This window comes from Neorhizobium puerariae (assembly GCF_042429745.1).
In the GTDB taxonomy this organism is placed as follows: domain Bacteria; phylum Pseudomonadota; class Alphaproteobacteria; order Rhizobiales; family Rhizobiaceae; genus Neorhizobium; species Neorhizobium puerariae.
Window position 1 is genome coordinate 14803 of sequence record NZ_JBHMAA010000006.1, and the last position, 15448, is coordinate 30250.

The window sequence follows — 15448 nt, forward strand, 5'->3', positions numbered from 1 at the left end:
CAACGAAACGATGATGGAACTCTGTTTCAAACCGGAAAAGGTTAAGCGGCGAGTGCCAGATCCGCTTTCACTCCCTTAAACGACGCCTCCGTCCACGATGAATGTCTGCGCCGTGACGAGGCGGGAATCATCCGCCGCCAGGAAGAGCGCCATGCGGGCGATATCGGGCGGCAGCAGATGTTCCTTGAGGCACTGCACCTCGAGGTATTCGGAAAACTTGCCCTGATAGATGCGTTTTGCCCGCTCCACCTGACGTTCTGTCAGCACCCAGCCGGGCGCGATCGAGTTGACGCGGATGTTCCGTTCGCCAAGCTCGCGGGCAAGCGACTTGGTCATGCCCATGACGGCGGATTTTGCGGTCGTGTAGAAGATCAGGCCGGCCGCGCCGCGCATCCAGGAGATCGACCCCATATTGATGATCGCCCCGCCGCCGGCCTCCGCCATCTCGGCCACGACCGCCTGTACCGCAAAGAATTGATGGCGCAGGTTCGTCTGGAACCGCTCGTCCCAATAGTCCGGCGTCACCTCTTCGATCGGCCTGCGGTCGTCATTGCCCGCATTGTTGACCAGCACCCGGATCGGCCCGATCTCGGACCGCAAGGCCTCGATACCGGCCTTCAGCGCGTCGATATCGCGCAGGTCGGCGGCACGACAAAATGGCCGGTTACCTGTCCTTTCGCTGATGGCCTCAGCCGTTTCGTCCGCCGCATCGGCGTTGAGTTCGAGAAAACCGACCTTGCAGCCCTGCGCACAAAAATGCTCGACCAGCGAAGCGCCGATGCCGGAACCGCCGCCGGTGATCAGCACGCCCTTGCCCCTGAGGCTCGGATATCTTGCGACCTCGACATGGACCTTCTCGATGAGTTCCGGATGGATGGTCATGCGGCCTCCAGGGCGACGGGGCGCGCGGAAGCCAGCGACAAGCCATCGGCAGAAAAGACATGGATCATGGCCGGATCGACATGGACGCCGATCGGTTCGTTGCGCCTGACGGCCCGGTCGCCGGAAAGCCGCACGACGACCATCTCTTCGGAGCCTTCGAGCACCACATAGGCATAGGTGTCGCTGCCCAGGTGTTCGGTGATGGTGACAATGCCGGCGAGAGAATCCGGAGCGCCGCGATTGACGAGTTCCACATGCTCGGGCCGGATGCCGATCTCAGCCGGTGCGGCGGAGAGATTGCGTGGCAAACGCACCTCTCCGCCGGGCACGGCGAAGACGCCTTCGCCTTTCCTGGCACCGAGTTTCAGGAAGTTCATCTTCGGCGAACCGATAAAGCCTGCGACGAAGCGGTTGACCGGCTTGTTATAAAGATCAAGCGGCGAGCCGATCTGCTCGACCTTGCCGGCATTCAGCACGACGATCTTGTCGGCAAGCGTCATCGCCTCGATCTGGTCGTGAGTGACGTAGATCATCGTCGTGCCGAGCGTCTCCTTCATGCGGGCGATCTCGATCCGCATCTCGACGCGCAAGGCCGCATCGAGGTTCGACAGCGGCTCGTCGAACAGAAAGATACGCGGTTCGCGCACGATGGCGCGGCCGATCGCGACGCGCTGGCGCTGCCCGCCGGAAAGCTGACGCGGCTTGCGCTCCAGATAGGCGTCTATGCGCAGCTTCTCCGCGGCTTTCGCGACGCGCGAAGCGATCTCCTCCTTCGGAGTTCCGGCAAGACGCAGGGCATACCCCATGTTTTCCGCGACCGTCATATGCGGATAAAGCGCATAGGACTGGAAAACCATGGCGATGCCGCGCTTGGCCGGCGGCACGTCGTTGACCAGTTCTCCGTCGATCGCCATCTGGCCGGACGTGATTTCGTCAAGGCCGCAGATCAAACGCAAAAGCGTGGATTTTCCGCAGCCGGACGGGCCGACGAAGGCGACGAATTCGCCGTCCTCCACCGTCAGGTCGATCCCTTTCAGCACCTCGGCGGAGCCGAAGGATTTGCGGATGTCTTTCAGCTCAAGCTTTGCCATGGGCTCCTCTTCCCAAATTCCTTCCCATGTCATCCTCCTCAGCCTGCGAACATCTGCGCAGGCAGCCCCCTGATGCCGGTATCGATGGCAAACACGCTGCCGGAAAGCGGCGCTTCGCCAAGCTGCGCGGCCGACAGCCGGATGCGCGCCGAGGTGACGAACAGTGTCTGCATATCCGGCCCGCCGAAGACGCAGCTCGTCGGACGCGGCACCGGCAGGTGCACGACGCGCTCGACCTTGCCCTCGGGATCGTAGCGGGTGACGCACCAGCCGTCCCAATGGGCGATCCAGAGGAACCCTTCCACGTCGACGGTCATGCCGTCCGGCTTGCCTTCCGCCTCCGGCACGGCGATGAATGCCCGCCGGTTGGCGATCTCGCCGCTTTCGATATCGAAATCATAGGCATAGATGGTCTGGCGGTTGGTATCGATGAAATACATGATGCGGTCGTCCGGGCTCCAGCCGAGACCGTTCGAAACGTGGAAACCGCGATCCATCTCTCGCGCGCGTCCATCGGGGTCGATCCGCCACAGCCGTCCCTGGTCCGGCGTCGTGTCGATTGCCAGGGTGCCGGCCCAAAGCCGTCCACGGCGGTCGCATTTTCCGTCGTTGAAACGGTTGCCCGGACGGTCCGCCTCGGGACGGGCAATCGTCGTGATATCGCCGTTCGAAAGGTCGATGCCACGGATTTCCCCATGCATGGCAGCGACGAAACCGCCACGGGAGCGCGGCACGATGAAGCTGATCAGCTCCGGCACCTGCATGGAGGCATAGGTCCCCCGCACCGGATCGCCGGTATGAACCGCCGGCGCCAGGATGTCGACGAAATAGAGCTTCCTGTGCTCCGGCGACCAGTGCGGCCCCTCGCCGAGGAAGGTGCTGGCCGGTATGACGCAACGCACGTCGGCGCGATCGGGGCCGAGGGGACGCGGCTTGACCGCAAGCGACATGGCGAATTCTCCATAATTGCCGGAGGTACGGCGCGCGGCTTCGATGACGTCGCGGCCGAAGGCGTGCAACCGGTCGACAGGCAGGCGGAAGGACGGGCCGATGATGCCGATCGCACCGATCGGCTCGCCGCGATGGTTGAGGACGGGGGCCGCGACCGAGGAGATGCCGATATGCTGCTCATCCACCGAGACCGCGTAGCCGCGCGCCTTGGTAAGATCGAGCTGACGGCCCAACTCCTCCGGATTGACGATCGTATTGGGCGTCAGGCGCTCCAGTTCGGCGCCGTCGAGCAAAGCCCGCCGTTTTTCGAGCGGCAGATGCGCCAGGATCGCCTTGCCGAGGCCGCTCGCATGGGGTGCGGCGCGCGAGCCGACGCCGTTGTTGAGGCGAAGCGGCTGCGGCACTTCCCGCTGGTCGATATAAAGAATGCTGTCGCCGTCGAGCACACCGAGACGGATCGCTTCGCCCGTCAGGTCTCGGAGCCGCGCCAATTCGGGCTCCGCCGCGCCGCGCAGGTCGAAATTGTCCCAGACCTTGTGCGCCCACTGGAAAAGCCGCGGCGCCAGCCGGTAGACCTGATCGCGCATGTCGAAGGCGAGCAGCCGTTCGTCCACCAGCGCCTGCAGCAGGCGGTGCAGTGTCCCCTTCGGCAATTGCGTCTGGTCGAGCAGTTCGGTGAAGCGCAGGCCCCGGGCTTCGGCCGCCACCGCATCGACGATCTGGATGCCGCGCGTCAGCGCCTGAACCCCGGGCACTCCGCCCGTATCGTTCGCGACCTCCTTGTCGAGCGTCTCCAACTGCACCTTGACCATGACCTCTCCCTGACGGCTGTTTTCGTCGCTGCTCCGCAGCATGCCGCCCCGCTCTTGCCAAGAGAGTTATCTTGGAACTAAGTTCCATGTCAACTGTGAAACTGAGGCGGCCAATCACGGGGCCGCCCATGGGAGGACATCTTGCGTATTACCAAAGTGGATCATTGGCTGGTCCGCATGCCCTTTACCGAGGATATCTTATGGGGTTCGGGCCGCCGGATCGGCACGACGCGACTCATCTGCCGGATCGAGACGGATGCGGGGATCATCGGCTGGGGCGAAACGATCTCGCTGATCGCCAACGTGCCGGCGGTGTTCACCGATATCGTCGCGCCGCTCGCGATCGGCTATCCGGTCGCGGATGCCGAGCGATTCCATCGTCATGTGCTCGGCGCGGGCTTCTATCATCACAAGCGCGCCGCCGTGATGGCGATCTGCGCCCTGGAGATGGCCATGTGGGATGCGCTCGGCAAACAGGCCTGCCTGCCGCTTTACGCGCTATGGGGCGGACGCTGGCGAAGCGACGTGGAGGCTGCCGCCTATCTCTTCACCAACGATCCGGAGGGCCTGTCGGAACGGCTCAGGCGGTTCCTCGATCTCGGCTACACGACCTTCAAGGTGAAGATCGGTTTCGACGAACGAAGCGATATCACGCTGGCGGAAACATCGCGCAAGGTGATCGGCGACCATCCGCTACGGCTCGACGTCAACGGCGCCTGGAACCCGGCGACCGCAAAGCGGCAGCTCGAAAAGCTGAAACCCTTCGATCCCGCCTATGTGGAGCAGCCGCTGGAGCTCGACGACCTCGTCGGTCACGCGGCTCTGGTCGCCCGTTCCGCGGTGCCGATCGCACTGGACGAAAGCGCCTATACGCTTTCCGATGTCGGCAATATCGTTCGCGCCCAGGCGGCGGATGTCGTTCTGCTCGATCCGCATGAAGCGGGCGGGCTGTGGCAGACGATCAAGGCTGCGGCGATCTGCGAGGCGGTCGGCATGTCCGTGACGCTGCATTCCGGCGCCGAACTGGCGCTTTCGCAATCGGCCTATATCCACCTTGCCGCCTCGCTGCCCAATATGTCGATCGCCATCGACACCGAGCGCGCCTATCTCGGTGGCGATATCTCTCCCAATGCCCCTATCCTGAAAGACGGACGGTTCCAGGTGCCCGAAGGTCCCGGCCTCGGCGTCGAGGTGGACCTGGAGCGGCTCGAACAATATCGGGTCGACCGCATCGCCGGAGCCTATCTCGATGCCGAACGCGACGACTGGTTCCCCACCAAGCCCGCCTACTAGGATGTTTCTCCCATGTATATTGCGATCGAATGGACCTCCGCCGCCTTCCGCGCGCTCCTGCTGGACGGAAAGAAAGTACTCGGAGAAAAAAGAAGCGACCGCGGCACGACGAAGGTTGCGAATGGCGCTTTCGAAGCGGCGTTGCGCGAAGAACTCGGCGACTGGACGGAAAAGGCCGGAAAAATCCTGTTTTCGGGCATGATCACCAGCCGCAACGGTTGGATTGAAAGCCCCTTTGCGCCGGTGCCGGCCGGCCCCGGGGACCTTGCCGCGCAGGCAGTCACGCACCGGATCGACGGCCTGCCGCCTCTGGTCTTCCTGCCCGGCATCGCCCAGACGAAACCGCTGCCGGACGTGATGCGCGGCGAGGAAATGTCGCTCTTCGGGCTGACTGAAACCGACGGTCTCTTCATCCTCCCCGGTCCGCATGCGAAATGGGTGACGATGCAGGCTGGCAGCATCACGGCCATTACCACCTACATGTCCGGTGAAATCCTCAACCTTCTCAAGAAGGATTCGCTTGTTGCGCGGCTCATTCCGGCAGATTACGAGGAAAGGCCCTCAGCCTTCCGCCGCGGCGTCCTGACGGCTTATGACGAAAGCGGCCTGCCCGGCGGCATTCTCGCCCGCATATTTTCCGCCCGCAGCCTCGTGCTTTTCGATCGGCTTCAAGCCGAAGAGATTGCCGATTACCTTGCCGGCCTGATGATCGGCGCGGAGATACGCGAGGCCCTGAGCGACCGCGAATCCCCTCAGATCCACATCATCGGCCATACGGCGCTCGCCGGGAAATATCGGATCGCCCTCGAACTTTTCGGGGTAGAAGCCGCACAAGTTCTACCCGATATCGCGACCGGCTTCCACCGCGTGGCTTCCTGACGAGACGGACGCGAGAGAATCGATCTCACCTGGCCTTCAATACCGAGACTGCGAGCTCGCTGTTATGGACATATTCGTTGGCGTCCGGCTGGCGCTGGACGAGCAGGATGAACAGGAGGTCCGTCAGCATCAACTGGGCGTCGCGCACCGTAATCGAAGAGGAGCGGACACGCTCCTCGTCCGCGACAGTATAGAGCCGGATATTCGCGGCCTGCATCAGGGGATTGCCGTTGAGCCCCGTCACGGCGATCACCGTCGCCCCCCGCTCCTTCGCCAGCTCCGCGATCCGCAAGGTCTCGATACTGGTGCCGGAATAGGAAAGCGCAAAAAGCACGTCGTCCTTGCCGAGCGTCGAGACATTCGCCATCTGCACATGGCTGTCGCTATCGTGCAATACGTTGCGACCGAGCTTCATCAGCTTGTAGGAAAAGTCGCGCGCGACCAGCGAAGACGCGCCGACGCCCGCCATATGGATGCGGCGCGCATCATCGAGCGCCGTCAGCGCCCGTTCGATCTCCGGCTCGTTGTTGACCGCCAGCGTCTGCTGCATCGACTGCATCTTGCTGCCGATCAGCTTTTGCAGGATGGTCAGATAGCTGTCGCCCACCTCGATCGTTCCGTGGATCATCCCGGGTGGCGCATGCCATTCCTGCGCTTTCGCCTCGCTGACCGCGAGCTTCAGCTCCTGATATCCGGCAAAACCGAGCTTCTGGCTGAATTTCACCACGCTCGACTGGCTGCGGCCCGTCTCGGCGGCAAGCGCGGCGGAGGAAAGCCGCAGCATCTGGTCCGGATTGTCAAGAATGAACTGGCCGATCTGCCGGTCGGCAGGCGCCATGGCCTCAAGCTGCGCGTTGATCTTCTTTAAGACTGACATGCGTTCCTTCGGAAGTTCCGCGATACCGACCCGACTTCATCAGGCTGCGGAGGATATCATCGCGACGTTCTGCTGCAACACCCCTCCACCCCTCACATCATGAATTACCACGGATCATGTCATTTTTGGGAATAAAAAATTCCAAATGATTGACAGAAACCTCGGGAAGTTTAGTTTTGGCAGGAATACGATGTGAATCGGGTTCACGCGTCTTTTCGGCAGGTTTTCGTCATGGACAGATTGCGAATCGTCGGCGGTCACCGCCTCCAGGGCGCCGTGAGCATTGCCGGCGCCAAGAATGCGGCCCTGCCGCAGATCGCGGCCACACTGCTCAGCCCCCATCCCGTCGAGCTTACCAATCTGCCCCAGGTGAGCGATGTCGAAAACATGCTGGGGGTCGTCAGTCTGCATGGCGCGGAAATCACCCGCTCGACCCACGCCACCATTATTGACCCGAAAGCCATCGTTTCCAAGGAAACGTCTTACGATACGGTGCGCAAGATGCGTGCCACGGTGCTGGTGCTCGCGCCGCTGCTTGCCCGTTTCGGCCACGCCCGCGTCTCGCTGCCCGGCGGATGCGCCATCGGTGCGCGCCCCGTCGACATGCATATCAAGGCGCTTGCGGCGCTTGGCGCGGATATCGGGATCGAAAACGGACTGATCGTTGCCGCGGCGCCGCACGGCCTGCGGGGCGCGCGCGTCGTGCTCGCCTCGCCGTCCGTCGGCGCCACGGAAACTGCGATGATGGCGGCGACCGCCGCCAAGGGCGAGACGGAAATCCTGAATGCCGCGCGCGAGCCGGAGGTCGCCGACCTGGCGGCCTGCCTTACGGCCATGGGCGCACAGATCGAGGGTGCCGGTACGCATCGCATCCTCGTGGAGGGTTCTACGACCTGGAAGCCGGCGAAACACCATGGCATTCCGGACCGTATCGAAGCAGGCACCTACGCGGTCGCGGCGGCGATGACCGGCGGCATGCTGGAACTCACCAATGCCCGGCTGGAGAACATGGCTTCCGTCGTGCAGGTATTGGAGGCCATGGGCGTCAGCGTCTGGCCGAGCGATCGCGGCCTCGTCGTTTCGCGCGACGGCCCGTTGAAGGCCGCCGATATCACCACCGAACCTTATCCGGGCTTTCCGACCGACCTGCAGGCGCAGTTCACGGCGCTGGCAGCCTGCGCGGAAGGCGCTTCGCTGATCCGCGAGACCGTGTTCGAAAGCCGTTTCATGCATGTGCCGGAACTGATGCGGCTCGGCGCCAATATTTCGCTGCAGGGCACGACCGCGCTGGTGCGCGGCGGCGCGCCCCTGAAAGGCGCTCAAGTGATGGCGACCGATCTGCGCGCGTCCGTTTCCCTCGTCCTGGCAGGGCTCGCGGCCAGGGGCGAGACGGTCGTCAACCGGGTCTATCATCTCGACCGGGGTTACGAGCAGCTCGACCGCAAACTCCGCCTTTGCGGCGCGAATATCGAACGGTTGAGCGAATGACGACGGGCAGCCCGCAATTCTTCCTGGGCGTGGACGGCGGCGGCACGGGATGCCGCGCCCGTATCGAAGATGGTCCCGGCGCGGTGCTGGGACAGGGTCTTTCCGGCCCCGCCACCACGCGGCTGGGCATAGAAGAAGCCTGGGCCTCCATCTCGCGCGCCTTCAACGCCGCACTCGACGAGGCCGGATTGAAGCCCGATGACATCGGCCGCGTCCATGTGGGCATCGGCCTTGCCGGCGCCAGCCGCAAGGCCGCGTTCGAGGCCCTGAAAGCGATCCCGCATCCCTTTGCCAGCCTGAATTTCGTAAACGATGGCATGAGCGCGTGCCTCGGAGCTCATTCGGGCCGGGACGGCGCGATTGTCATCGCCGGCACCGGCTCGATCGGATTGGGCTTTGTGGAAGGCAAAGACCTGCGCATCGGCGGTTATGGCTTCCCCATTTCGGACGAAGGCAGCGGCGCCGATCTGGGGTTGAAGGCGGTCCAGCTGGCGCTTCGTGCCAATGACGGCCGCATGGAAAAGACGGCCCTCCTGACCGAGGTCATGCAACGCTTCCAGAACGATCCGATGGAAGCGGTCGCCTGGATGGACCGATCCTCGGCGACGGATTATGCGGCGCTTGCCCCGATGGTGATGCGCCATGCGGATCAGGGCGATTCCGTCGGCCGCCGTATCGTCCAGGCGGCAGCCGAGCAGATAGACACACTGGTACGCACGCTTTTCGATCAGGGCGCTCCCCGTGTGACGCTTCTCGGAGGGCTCTCCTCCCCGCTCGAACCTTGGCTCGCCCCCGATGTCCGCCGCCGCCTGAAACCCGCGGATGGCGATGCGGTATCAGGCGCGATCATTCTTGCCCGCAAGGCTGCCGCAACGCGTTGATCCTCCAGGATAGGACAGCAAGTTCTGCCACCCAGTTTGGAATAATATATTCCAAATATGGGTTGACTCCTGGAATGGATAATCCTAACCCTTTTGCAAACACATAACGGATGGCAAGGAGGAGGTCGCGTGATGCAAAGATCGTCGAAGCTGCGCCTTAGCCCGATTTCGAAAGCAGGGCGATGACGGACGCACGACTGATATCGGAACTGGAGAGACTCGTCTCGGAAGGTCGCAATCCCCGTTCCATGGATATCGACCTCCTGCCGGCGATCGATGTGCTTCGCGAGATCAACGAGGAAGACAAGGGCGTCCCTGCCGCCGTCGAAAAGGTAATTCCCGCAATCGCGCAAGCGGTGGAAGGGATCGTAGCGGCATTCCGGAAAGGCGCGCGGCTGATCTATATCGGCGCCGGCACCAGCGGACGGCTCGGCGTGCTCGACGCATCCGAATGCCCGCCGACCTTCAGCGTGCCGGAAGGCATGGTGGTCGGCCTGATCGCCGGCGGCACCGATGCCCTGATGCATGCGATCGAAGGTGCGGAGGACGATCCGCAACAGGGGCGACAGGCGCTGGTCGATATCGGGCTGACGGCGGATGATGTCGTCGTCGGCATCGCCGTGAGCGGCCGCACGCCCTATGTCATCGGCGCGCTCAACTATGCGAGGGAAACCGGAGCGAAGACCGTCGCCCTCTCCTGCAATCCGGAATCGGTCATCGCGGCGATTGCCGATATCGCCATTTCGCCGGTTGTCGGCCCGGAAATCCTGACCGGCTCGACCCGGCTGAAATCCGGCACGGCGCAGAAACTCGTGCTCAACATGCTGACGACGGCAAGCATGATCCGCATCGGCAAGACCTACCAGAACCTGATGGTGGATCTGCATGTGAGCAACCAGAAACTCCTCGCCCGCTCCGCCCGGATCATCATGCAGGCGACCGGCTGCAACGCCGAAGAGGCACGGCGCCTGCTCGACCTGACGGACAACTACGTCAAGCTTGCTATCCTGGTCGGGCTGACCGGAATGGATGTCGACGCCGCACGCACCGCGCTCGACAATGCCGGAGGCTTCCTTCGGAAAGCGATTAGTGGGAAGACAGCGTAAAGCTGCGGAATGACCGGTCCAGGCCCCGCCAAAGCGGCCGGATCGAAGGGCAAACGGATATCAATCAGAGGGAGAATTGAAATGGGAAGGCATTTTTCGACAAGGTTCGTGACCGGGATTACGCTTGCTGCGGCTCTCGGCACCGCAATCATCGCCGCCCCGGCTTCGGCAGCCACGCTGCGCATGGCCTGGAAACAGGACGCCACCGGCCTCGATCCGCACAAGCAGACGGCGTTTTCCTCGATCCGGCTGCTGGAACTGGTCTATGAGCCGCTCGTCCGGTTCGACAAGGACCTGCAGATCACCCCGGCCGTCGCGGCATCGTGGGAATTTTCCGCCGACGCCAAGCAGCTGACCTTCAAGCTCAACCCGAATGCCAAGTTCCAGGACGGCAAACCGGTGACGCCGGCCGACGTCAAGGCGTCCTTCGAGCGCATTCTCGACGAAAAGACGGCAGCAGCAGCGCGCGCCAACTTCCTTTCGATCGCTTCGATCGAAACGCCGGACGACAAGACCGTCGTCTTCAAGCTGTCGCAGCCGGACGTGCCGCTTCTGACGGCCATGGCGAGCATCAACGCCGCAATCGTCCCGGCGGCGGAAATCGCCGCCGGCACGGTCGGCACCAAGGCGCTCGGTTCAGGGCCCTTCAAGCTCGACAAGTGGGAGCCGAACTCCAAGGAGGTCCTCTCCGCCAACAAGGACTGGGCGGGCGGCAAGATCGCGGTTGACGGCATAGACATCAGCGTCCTGCCCGACGAGACCGCTATCCTGGCCGCCCTGCGCACCAAGCAGATCGATTTCGCACTCATCAACGATCCGCTGGTCGCCACGCTCGTCCCCAGGGAAGCAAGTCTCGTGCTCAACCGCACGCCGGTTCTCGCCTACCATGTTCTGCAGATGAACCCTTCCCGCAAGCCGATGGACAATCTCGCCGTACGCCAGGCGATCTCCTGCGCCATCGATCGTCAGGACGTGCTGGACACGGCCTCGGTCGGCGAAGGCAAGGTCACCGGCCCTCTCACCATGCCCGGCTATACGAACGACGCCGGCACCCTCTTCTGCTACAAACGCGATGTCGCCAAGGCGAAGAAGCTGATGGCGGATGCGGGCTTCGCGAACAGCTTCTCGGCCACCGTCATCGCCGCCAACGGCGAACCGGCGACCGCTGCGGCCGAAGCGCAGGTCATCCAGTCGCAGCTCGCCGAAATCGGCGTCAAGCTCGACATCAAGATGATGGAGCTGAACGTCTATGTGGACGCCTGGCTGAAGGGCGATTTCGACATGGCGGTGGCGCTGAACGGCGGCCGTGCCGACCCCTACTCCATGTATAACCGCTACTGGACCAAGACCGGCAACCTCCAGAAGGTCGCGAACTATATCGACGACACGCTCGACAGCCTGATGCAGAAGGGCCGCGTCGAGACCGATCCCGCCAAGCGGAAGGCGATCTTCTCCGATTTCGAAAAACACATCGTCGAAGTCTCGCCCTGGGTCTGGCTCTACACGTCCTACAGCTACACCGCGCAGCAGAAGAATGTTCAGGGCTTCACACCGACGCCGGAAGGTTCGCTGTTCGGCCTGAGCAAGGTCACCCTGCAGCAGTGACGCCTGCCTTTGGCGCATATGAGGTTGCTTGACCGATGAGTTATCTGACGCGACGGCTCCTGACGTTCCCACTCGTCATGCTCGGAGTCTCCATCCTCGTGTTCTTCGCCATCCGCATGGTGCCGGGCGACGCGATTACCGCGATGCTCGGCACCGAAGCCGGCCTGCTGACGCCGGCGCAACGACAGGCTCTGGCGGCCTATTTCGGCATCGACAAGCCGATCCTGGTGCAATACTGGAACTGGCTTGTCGGCGTGTTCCAGGGTGATCTCGGCATTTCCGTCACCCACGGCAAGCCGGTGCTCGACATCATCCTGGAGCGCTTCCCGCTCACGCTGCAGCTTGCCCTGATGTCCATGTGCGTGGCGCTGATCATCGGCCTCCCGGCCGGCGTGTTCGCCGCGACCCGCAACGAGAAACTATCCGATCTCGGTGTCCGCATCTTCGCGATGATCGGCCAGTCGACGCCCAATTTTGTCGTCGGCCTTCTTCTCATCTACGCACTCTCGGCCGGGTTCGGCATCCTGCCCGCCATGGGTGAGTTCACACCGTTCCTCACCGATCCGCTTCGCAACCTGGGCCAGATGATCCTGCCGGCCGTGACGCTCGGCTTTGCCTTCGCGGCCTCGGTCACACGCATTTCCCGATCCGCGATGCTCGACGTGCTGAGTGACGACTACGTCCGTACCGCACGCGCCAAGGGTGTACCGAAGCGCAACGTCATCTGGCGCCACGCGCTTCCGAATGCGCTGATCCCGGTCGTGACGCTCAGCGGCGTCGAATTCGGATATCTGCTCGGCGGAGCCGTGCTGGTGGAACAGATCTATGCCCTGCCGGGCCTCGGCCGCCTTGTTCTGGAAGCGATCCTGCAGCGCGACTACGCGCTGGTGCAGGGCTGCGTCCTGTTCATCGCCTTCAACTTCCTGGTGGTCAATCTCATCGTCGACCTCGCCTATGTCGCGCTCGATCCGCGCATTCGTCTCGGAGAAGGCAGCTGATGTCCATGTTGCGTGCAATCTTTTCCCATCCGAGCGGCAGGATCGGCGGCACGATCGTCGTGATCTATGTCGTCGTGGCGTTGCTCGGCATGTTCGGCATAACCCCGCACGATCCCCTGCAGCAGTTCCGCATAGACCGGCTGCATGCTCCGAACGCAGTCTACTGGATGGGTACCGATCTCTTCGGCCGCGACGTGGCAAGCCGGCTCATGAAGGGCATCGGCCAGTCTTTCCTTGTCGGGTTCTGCGCCGTGACGCTTGCCAGCTTCACCGGAACGCTTCTTGGCCTGACGGCCGCCTGGTTCGGCAAGACCTGGGACGGACTGGTGATGCGCGTCATGGACGTTTTGCTCGCCTTCCCCGCCATCCTGCTCGCACTCCTCATCATCGCGGTCGCAGGCCCCGGAACCTGGACCAGCGTCGCGGCGATCGCCATCGTCTATACGCCGATCTTCACCCGCGTGGTGCGCGGCCCGGCGCTTTCCATCAAGGCCCGCGAATTCGTCGATGCCGCCCGCACCTTCGGCTCGAGCCGGCGCTATATCCTGACCCGCCACCTCCTCCTGAATCTCGTCGCGCCGCTGACAGTGCAGGTGACACTGGCGCTGGCCTGGGCGCTGCTGACCGAAGCGGGCCTCTCCTTCCTCGGCCTCGGCACCCAGCCGCCGGCATCCTCGCTCGGCCTGATGCTGGCCGACAGCCGCAACCTGATGGAGACGGCGCCCTGGCTGCTGATCTTCCCCGCGCTGGCGATCATGATCAGCATCCTGGGCTTCAATCTGCTCGGAGACGCGCTGCGCGACATTCTCGACCCCAAGACCCGCAGCAGGACCGCATGATGGCACCGCTCCTTTCCGTATCCGATCTCCGCGTTGGCTTCGGACGCGACCCGAGACAGAACGAGATCGTCAAGGGTGTAACCTTCGATCTGGAAGCGGGCGAGACGCTGGCGATCGTCGGCGAAAGCGGCTCGGGCAAGTCGGTGACGGCGCTTTCCATCAATCGCCTCGTCGATTTTGGCGGTGGCCGCATCATCGACGGCTCAATCCGGCTGAAACGCGCCGACGGCAATATTCTCGACCTCGCCCAGGCCGCCGAGCCCGTGCTCGAAAAGATCCGCGGCGCCGAGATCGGCATGATCTTTCAGGAGCCGATGACCTCGCTGAACCCGGTGCTGTCGATCGGCACGCAGATCGAGGAGTCCTTCCGCCTGCATCGTGGCCTCACCGGCAGGCAGGCGACCGCGGCCGCCAAGGACGCGCTCGACCGCGTGCGCATTCCCGACGCGGCACGCCGGCTGAAATATGCTCCGAACCAGTTGTCCGGCGGCATGTTGCAGCGCGTCATGATTGCAACCGCCCTGGCCTGCAATCCGCGCCTGCTCATCGCCGACGAGCCGACCACCGCTCTTGACGTGACCGTGCAGGCCCAGATCATGGCCCTGCTCGGCCAACTGAAACACGAAACCGGCATGGCGATGATCTTCATCACCCATGACATCGGCCTTGTCGCCGGCATTGCCGACAAGGTCATGGTCATGCAGGCCGGCCAGGCGGTCGAACAGGGACGGCTCGACGAAATCCTCGACCGTCCGCAGCATCCCTATACGCGACATCTGCTCGGCGCCGTGCCGCATTTCGAATCGGGCCGCGCCACCCGGTCCGACTTCCATCGCGAGCCGTCGAAAGCCAAATCCCTGGCACTTGCGGTCGAGGGCCTGACGGTGCGCTTCAAGGTTTCCGGCAGCCTGTTCAACCGCTCGCCGGGATCGGTCCATGCGGTGGAAAACGTCGGCTTCGACCTGATGCCCGGCGAAACACTCGCAATCGTGGGAGAAAGCGGTTCCGGCAAATCGACCACGGCGCGCGCCATTCTCGGTCTTGTCCACCCGACCCGTGGCAGTTTCTCGACGTCTTCCGGCAAGGCCGCAGATGCGGCGAACCCTGGCGTGCAGATGGTATTCCAGAATCCCTACGCTTCGCTCAACCCGAGACTTCGCGTCGACAGCATCCTTGCCGAACCGGTGATCGCCGCCGGAGGCCGTATAAACGCCGAAACCCTGGAAAGGATGAAGGCGCTGCTGATGCGCGTCGGCCTGCCGGAAAACAGCCTAGAGCGTTATCCCCACCAGTTCTCCGGCGGCCAGCGGCAGCGGCTCTGCATCGCTCGCGCGCTGATGCTCAACCCCTCGGTCATGGTTCTGGACGAAGCGGTCTCGGCGCTCGATGTCTCCGTGCAGGCCAAGGTATTGGAATTGCTGATCGACCTTCAGCGAGAATATGGGCTTGCCTATCTCTTCGTCTCCCACGACATGGCAGTCGTGGAGCGTATCGCCCATCGCATCGCCGTTCTGTATGCCGGCCAGATCGTCGAGATTGGCGATGCTTCCTCGGTTCTTTCCAATCCGCAGCATTCCTATACAAGGCGACTGATCTCCGCCGTGCCGAGCATCGACCGGCGCAACCAGCATTTCGAACTCGATACGCGTCAGGTCCCGTCGCTTGTCAGGCCACCGGGTTTCGAGCCGCCGGAAGCGCAATGGCGGACCTTCGGGCCGGACCATCGGGCGCGAGCGGAAGCTTGAG

General features: G+C 63.2%; 13 protein-coding genes. 9 read left to right on the plus strand and 4 right to left on the minus strand.

The window, feature by feature from the left end:
* Positions 1 to 75: 75 nt before the first annotated feature.
* The 3 genes from ACFFP0_RS03465 to ACFFP0_RS03475 are packed head-to-tail and all read right to left on the minus strand — an operon-like array spanning position 76 to position 3778.
* Positions 76 to 882: an SDR family NAD(P)-dependent oxidoreductase gene (locus ACFFP0_RS03465; protein WP_377256269.1), complete on the minus strand. Its 807-nt coding sequence runs from the start codon at positions 880 to 882 to the stop codon at positions 76 to 78.
* Positions 879 to 1973, minus strand: coding sequence for an ABC transporter ATP-binding protein (locus tag ACFFP0_RS03470; protein ID WP_377256272.1), 1095 nt, complete (start codon positions 1971 to 1973; stop codon positions 879 to 881). The genes ACFFP0_RS03465 and ACFFP0_RS03470 overlap by 4 nt, the downstream gene beginning before the upstream one ends.
* Positions 1974 to 2011: 38 nt before the next feature.
* Positions 2012 to 3778: an SMP-30/gluconolactonase/LRE family protein gene (locus tag ACFFP0_RS03475; protein WP_377256275.1), complete on the minus strand. Its 1767-nt coding sequence runs from the start codon at positions 3776 to 3778 to the stop codon at positions 2012 to 2014.
* A gap of 99 nt (positions 3779 to 3877) precedes the next feature.
* Between ACFFP0_RS03475 and ACFFP0_RS03480 the strand changes: the two genes are divergently transcribed.
* Together ACFFP0_RS03480 and ACFFP0_RS03485 are read left to right on the plus strand one after the other, a co-directional pair.
* A complete protein-coding gene (locus ACFFP0_RS03480; RefSeq protein WP_377256278.1) occupies positions 3878 to 5029 on the plus strand; it encodes a mandelate racemase/muconate lactonizing enzyme family protein in 1152 nt (383 codons plus the stop codon).
* Between the two features lie 12 nt (positions 5030 to 5041).
* Complete coding sequence (locus tag ACFFP0_RS03485) at positions 5042 to 5908, plus strand: 2-dehydro-3-deoxygalactonokinase (protein WP_377256281.1); 867 nt, start codon at positions 5042 to 5044, stop codon at positions 5906 to 5908.
* Positions 5909 to 5933: 25 nt separating this feature from the next.
* Here the strand turns inward: ACFFP0_RS03485 and ACFFP0_RS03490 are convergent, their stop codons facing one another.
* Positions 5934 to 6785, minus strand: a complete 852-nt coding sequence (locus tag ACFFP0_RS03490) for a MurR/RpiR family transcriptional regulator (RefSeq protein WP_377256283.1) — start codon at positions 6783 to 6785, stop codon at positions 5934 to 5936.
* A gap of 231 nt (positions 6786 to 7016) precedes the next feature.
* On the opposite strand from ACFFP0_RS03490, the gene murA reads away from it, so the two are divergent.
* From murA to ACFFP0_RS03525, 7 genes are all read left to right on the plus strand, one after another.
* Positions 7017 to 8273 carry a UDP-N-acetylglucosamine 1-carboxyvinyltransferase gene (gene murA, locus ACFFP0_RS03495; RefSeq protein ID WP_377256287.1) on the plus strand — a complete coding sequence of 419 codons (1257 nt, stop codon included), beginning with the start codon at positions 7017 to 7019 and terminating at the stop codon, positions 8271 to 8273.
* Positions 8270 to 9154 carry a glucosamine kinase nucleotide-binding domain-containing protein gene (locus tag ACFFP0_RS03500; protein WP_377256291.1) on the plus strand — a complete coding sequence of 295 codons (885 nt, stop codon included), beginning with the start codon at positions 8270 to 8272 and terminating at the stop codon, positions 9152 to 9154. Before murA ends, ACFFP0_RS03500 begins: the two co-directional genes overlap by 4 nt.
* A 182-nt stretch (positions 9155 to 9336) precedes the next feature.
* Entirely contained in the window at positions 9337 to 10260 is a 924-nt protein-coding gene (murQ, locus tag ACFFP0_RS03505; protein WP_377256294.1) for an N-acetylmuramic acid 6-phosphate etherase, read from the plus strand.
* Positions 10261 to 10341: 81 nt separating this feature from the next.
* The gene (locus ACFFP0_RS03510; RefSeq protein WP_377256296.1) at positions 10342 to 11865 is read left to right on the plus strand and encodes an ABC transporter substrate-binding protein; all 1524 of its coding nucleotides are present in this window, start codon (positions 10342 to 10344) and stop codon (positions 11863 to 11865) included.
* Between the two features lie 35 nt (positions 11866 to 11900).
* Positions 11901 to 12863 carry an ABC transporter permease gene (locus ACFFP0_RS03515; protein WP_377256298.1) on the plus strand — a complete coding sequence of 321 codons (963 nt, stop codon included), beginning with the start codon at positions 11901 to 11903 and terminating at the stop codon, positions 12861 to 12863.
* Entirely contained in the window at positions 12863 to 13702 is an 840-nt protein-coding gene (locus ACFFP0_RS03520; protein WP_377256301.1) for an ABC transporter permease, read from the plus strand. Before ACFFP0_RS03515 ends, ACFFP0_RS03520 begins: the two co-directional genes overlap by 1 nt.
* Positions 13702 to 15447 carry an ABC transporter ATP-binding protein gene (locus ACFFP0_RS03525; RefSeq protein ID WP_377257035.1) on the plus strand — a complete coding sequence of 582 codons (1746 nt, stop codon included), beginning with the start codon at positions 13702 to 13704 and terminating at the stop codon, positions 15445 to 15447. Before ACFFP0_RS03520 ends, ACFFP0_RS03525 begins: the two co-directional genes overlap by 1 nt.
* The last annotated feature ends 1 nt before the right edge of the window (position 15448 follow it).